The sequence below is a fragment of the Vibrio sp. 10N.247.310.23 genome (assembly GCF_041467155.1).
GTDB classification, from domain to species: Bacteria; Pseudomonadota; Gammaproteobacteria; order Enterobacterales; family Vibrionaceae; genus Vibrio; species Vibrio crassostreae_C.
Genome location: NZ_JBFSTZ010000068.1, coordinates 1 through 3,889 on the forward strand (window position 1 = coordinate 1; position 3,889 = coordinate 3,889).

Below are 3,889 nucleotides of genomic sequence, written 5' to 3' on the forward strand. Positions count from 1 at the left end.
CCATCACGTGTTTACGTGGTGATGATAACGAAAGAACGTACATTGACTGCAAAGTCGTAGGGAAAGAGGCGATTGAGCTTTTTGAAGCGCATGGTCTTGATAGCTACGACTTTAGCCAACAAGGTGGCGATAAAGGCTCACTGAGTTTTACTATCAGTGATATCTCGCTCGACACCTTTACTTATCAAAGCAACCACAGTACGAAAGCGGGTCAGTTTGGCGCAACCATTAAGGGGCGTCTACTCAAAGTGAAGTATCTGAAGGTGAATGATGTTGTACTTGTACAATCGCCAGCACCCAATGGTTCTGATGCAAATCAGCAAGCGGCTTGATGTTTAATTGCCCCAATACACGGTTGTGTGTTGGGGCTTTTTATTACTGTCATTGATTACCCACAGGGGATACGTTCCCCTATGGCGACGTTTCTCCTTTTTGCCAATATTAGGAGAGCGACAATGAACAATACAATGATGATTCAAGATACGTATAACGCCTTTGTACTAGAGAGCGTACTCGACACAAATGGTTTCACAAATGAAGAACCCTGTCCTTGCTGCGGTCAAGCTGCTGTAAGACGTGAATTTGATGAGTTACTGGGTGGTTGTATTAATTCAGTTTACTCATTGAATTGTACTCACTGTAGCCATCATGAGTGTGACCAAGAGTTTTGCTCTAAGTGCGAAGCCAACATGGAGGAAAATGAACGCGGTTATCTCAAAGCTTGCCACTACGCTGGTTTATTCGATGACATCGAACAAAGACTCCGTAACGGTAAAGCGGTAACAGGCGTTTATTTGACTGAATTGAAACAGACGCTGTACAGCGAGCCCGAAGTGGTGAGTTGGCTGTGTACGTTTTATCTTCTTGATGCTGATGAGCCGCAAGCGGTGGTTCATTGGTTGAAAAAGACCATGCTGGATGCGCGTTTTAATGCACGCCTAGAGGCGCGTATTGAACAAGCGAAATTGAATTAACTATTAACCCAACCCACAGGGGACTCGTTCCCCTATGGCGGCGGCTCTCCTTATTCGAGGAGAGCAAGATGGACAAACTCAATCTTTTACAGAAAAAAGCCCTGGCGCTTTTTTCTGTGGCGAGGGGCAGTGATATTTCACCACCAGAGCTGGCAAACGCTGGTTTTATGATGCGTGAAGGGCGCTTTTACCCCGTCGAAGACATTGAAGTGATCCAACAACGTCTTAGCCATGATTTCATGGTGTGGGATGAATCTACCCCGTTTGTGAACACGCTGAGATTTCAGCGTCGCTTACACTAGGGGCAACCCATAAACCCATAGAGGGGAATGCCTCCTCTATGGGGTCATTCCTTCTTTTTTTATATTAGGAAGAAATGATATGACTCAACTTATGGTGACGGTAACACTGACCGGTGGGCAGAAAATCGATTGTGACGTCTCTAAACATCACTATCGAAATAATAAGCAAATCGCGCTCCAGTTATGCACGGCCGATACAAAACGAAATGAAGCTTCGGATTCGTTTCCAGGGGAGCCTATGGGCACTCCGACGGTGTGTTTACCAAACAATCACTTCAACGAGAATGAAACGGCCATCAAAGATTGCGACGAGTACGCTGGATTTTTAGGCGCTCTTGAGCAAGCAGGAGTGGTTCGACGTACCACGAGAACCATTCATGGTCCGTATGTTTCGTACAACGTCGTGGAAGTGTTGATCTAACCGTAATGTAACCCATCCGACAGGAATCTCATTCCTGTCGGGGATTGGGGTTTTCTGTCTTTTTTGTTATAGTGTTAACAGAGAATAGGAATAGATAATGACGATGAGTAGTCCAAACGAATTTACCCAAAAAGATCTGATGAAGCATTTGCTCGATGTGTCACAACATGCCGTGACGCGAGAGCAGCTGCAAGAGACAGAGCGTAATCTGAATCGACGTATTGACGAAGTTCGTACTGAGATTGTGGATGTTCGTACTGAATTGAAGCAAGACATTGCGGATGTTCGAACTGAAGTTAAAGAAGTGCGTTCTAAGCTTGATCGATTGCAATGGGCGATTTGTGGAACCATCACTGTGGGTACAGTGACATTACTGTTCAAAGAGCAGATATTAATGGCATTGCTCTCATAAGCATTAGTCCCCAATGACCTAAACCAAACCTACTGACAGGAATCTCTATTCCTGTCGGGATTGGGGTTTTCTGTCTTTTTTGTTATTCTTATTTCATGAATATGGAGAAAGATAATGTGCGAAAAGCAAAAACGTATAGAAGAGTTGGAAAAAGAGAACGCCGAGCTTTACCAAACTTTGTCTAATACATACAAGCTTAATGCTGAAGGGCGAAAGTTCGAAGCTGAGCGAGAAAAGCTCAATGCCGAAGAACAAAAGTTTGAAGCTGAGCGAGAGAGGCTATTAATCGATACGATGAAAATGGTACGTGATATTAAATATCAACCGATATTACTTATCACGCCACTTGTCGTGTCATTGATCGCTTTAGTTGCTGCTATCGCTAAATAACCTCAATTCGACTTAACCTTAAAGCCTCTATCTTAGATAGGGGCTTTTTTAATTACATCGCGCTTTGCGCACCACCCACCAGGGATGTCTCCCAGGTGGGGCATCCTTTTATTTTTTTAAGAGGAACTGATTATGCCAAATTGGTGTGTCAACCAAATTCATATCGATGGGCCTGATTCTGATGCCATCATCGAACTCATGACCCAACCTAAACCACTGCTTCATCAACAAGCGTCACGCGCGGCGGCTAAGCTGTTTTTAGCCGGTGTCGGTGGGCTGTTAAAACCCACTTACCCGATGAGTTTTGAACTCTACCCAGACCTTGTTCGCGAGGTCGGAAGTTCAACACCAGAAAATCGTGCGTTTACAAAGTTTGTCACGTTAATGAAACAACCCGATGTGGCACTCAATGAGGAGGTCTGTCAGTGGCTGTTGGCGCTTTTTGATCAAAGTGGTCTCAAGCAGCGTTATTGGGGGGACTTACCTAAAACCGCCAGAACAAAGATGGCGCCCTTGCTGAACAAGCAAGCCTCAGATTGGACTGGACTCTATTTTCGTCAATTACCGCTCGATATTGTTTGGGCAAAGCTGGATTTACCTGAGCTAGAGCCAGCGTCTAAGGACTTTTCTCTTAGTGCATTAGCGCCGCCGATGTTATTGGTTGAGCTCAATGGCTTTAATGGTGGTTTGTTTGCTCGTGACAGCCAAACTCCATCGGGATTTGACGATAACGTTGAACGTCTTGGCACGAAGTGGGATCGAGTCTCTGTTTTAGAGGTTGGCGAGAATCAATTGGAATTTGATACCGCTTGGTCTCCGGCGATACCACCGATAGAGGTGCTAGCGCGTCGTTTTCCAAAGACCACGCTCACCCACTTCTTTGCTGAATGCGGCTGCGCCTTTGCCGGTTACGTCCAGTATGTGAACGGGGTTAACCATGAAGAGATTTGGGAAGACCTGGTGTTTTCTGAGCAAGAGAGCGAGGAGGGCTATTACGATGTGGTGGGGCCTGACTATGTGCTTGAGCATTTCTCTCACTATGGAGGGTAATGCTGATGCAGGTTATCTATGTGTATGATGATGAAGGCACCATGGCACTGGCCAAAATAACGGAAAGTCAATCAGCGCAAGATGCTGCGATCGATGTGGTTGAAGCGGTGGTGAAGTGGACAAAAGAGTTCGGCTTCTCGATTTACTCTCATAACGAGTGCCGCGCGCACCTTCAAGAACTGGAGCAGTTAAAGCTGCAGGTGAAAAACCATGAGGTTGATGTCCATCAAACCGACTGGTTTTGCAGCGTGTTGGGTTTTACCTTTTCGGTTCAAAAGCCTGAATGCGACGAGGTTGAGTGGCCGACTTGCAAAAAATATCGAGAAGAGGAGGTGTTACC

General features: G+C 45.7%; 8 protein-coding genes. All 8 read left to right on the top strand.

Going from position 1 to position 3,889, the window contains the following annotated elements:
- On the top strand, positions 1 to 332 hold a 332-nt coding region (locus tag AB6D93_RS23630; RefSeq protein ID WP_372159228.1), incomplete at its 5' end, for a DUF3577 domain-containing protein.
- Positions 333 to 455: 123 nt separating this feature from the next.
- Positions 456 to 974 (top strand): hypothetical protein, encoded by a 519-nt coding sequence (locus AB6D93_RS23635; protein ID WP_372102025.1) that lies wholly within the window; start codon positions 456 to 458, stop codon positions 972 to 974.
- A 68-nt stretch (positions 975 to 1,042) separates the two neighbouring features.
- Positions 1,043 to 1,276 carry a hypothetical protein gene (locus AB6D93_RS23640; RefSeq protein ID WP_136984669.1) on the top strand — a complete coding sequence of 78 codons (234 nt, stop codon included), beginning with the start codon at positions 1,043 to 1,045 and terminating at the stop codon, positions 1,274 to 1,276.
- Positions 1,277 to 1,355: 79 nt separating this feature from the next.
- Complete coding sequence (locus AB6D93_RS23645; RefSeq protein ID WP_372041984.1) at positions 1,356 to 1,697, top strand: hypothetical protein; 342 nt, start codon at positions 1,356 to 1,358, stop codon at positions 1,695 to 1,697.
- 97 nt (positions 1,698 to 1,794) lie between these two features.
- Positions 1,795 to 2,109 (top strand): hypothetical protein, encoded by a 315-nt coding sequence (locus tag AB6D93_RS23650; protein WP_198599960.1) that lies wholly within the window; start codon positions 1,795 to 1,797, stop codon positions 2,107 to 2,109.
- Positions 2,110 to 2,223: 114 nt separating this feature from the next.
- Positions 2,224 to 2,499 (top strand): hypothetical protein, encoded by a 276-nt coding sequence (locus AB6D93_RS23655; protein WP_102420885.1) that lies wholly within the window; start codon positions 2,224 to 2,226, stop codon positions 2,497 to 2,499.
- 132 nt (positions 2,500 to 2,631) lie between these two features.
- Positions 2,632 to 3,549 (top strand): DUF1281 domain-containing protein, encoded by a 918-nt coding sequence (locus AB6D93_RS23660; RefSeq protein ID WP_372159229.1) that lies wholly within the window; start codon positions 2,632 to 2,634, stop codon positions 3,547 to 3,549.
- Positions 3,549 to 3,889: hypothetical protein (locus AB6D93_RS23665; protein WP_372159230.1), on the top strand; the 341-nt coding region annotated here is incomplete at its 3' end. The genes AB6D93_RS23660 and AB6D93_RS23665, both read left to right, overlap by 1 nt.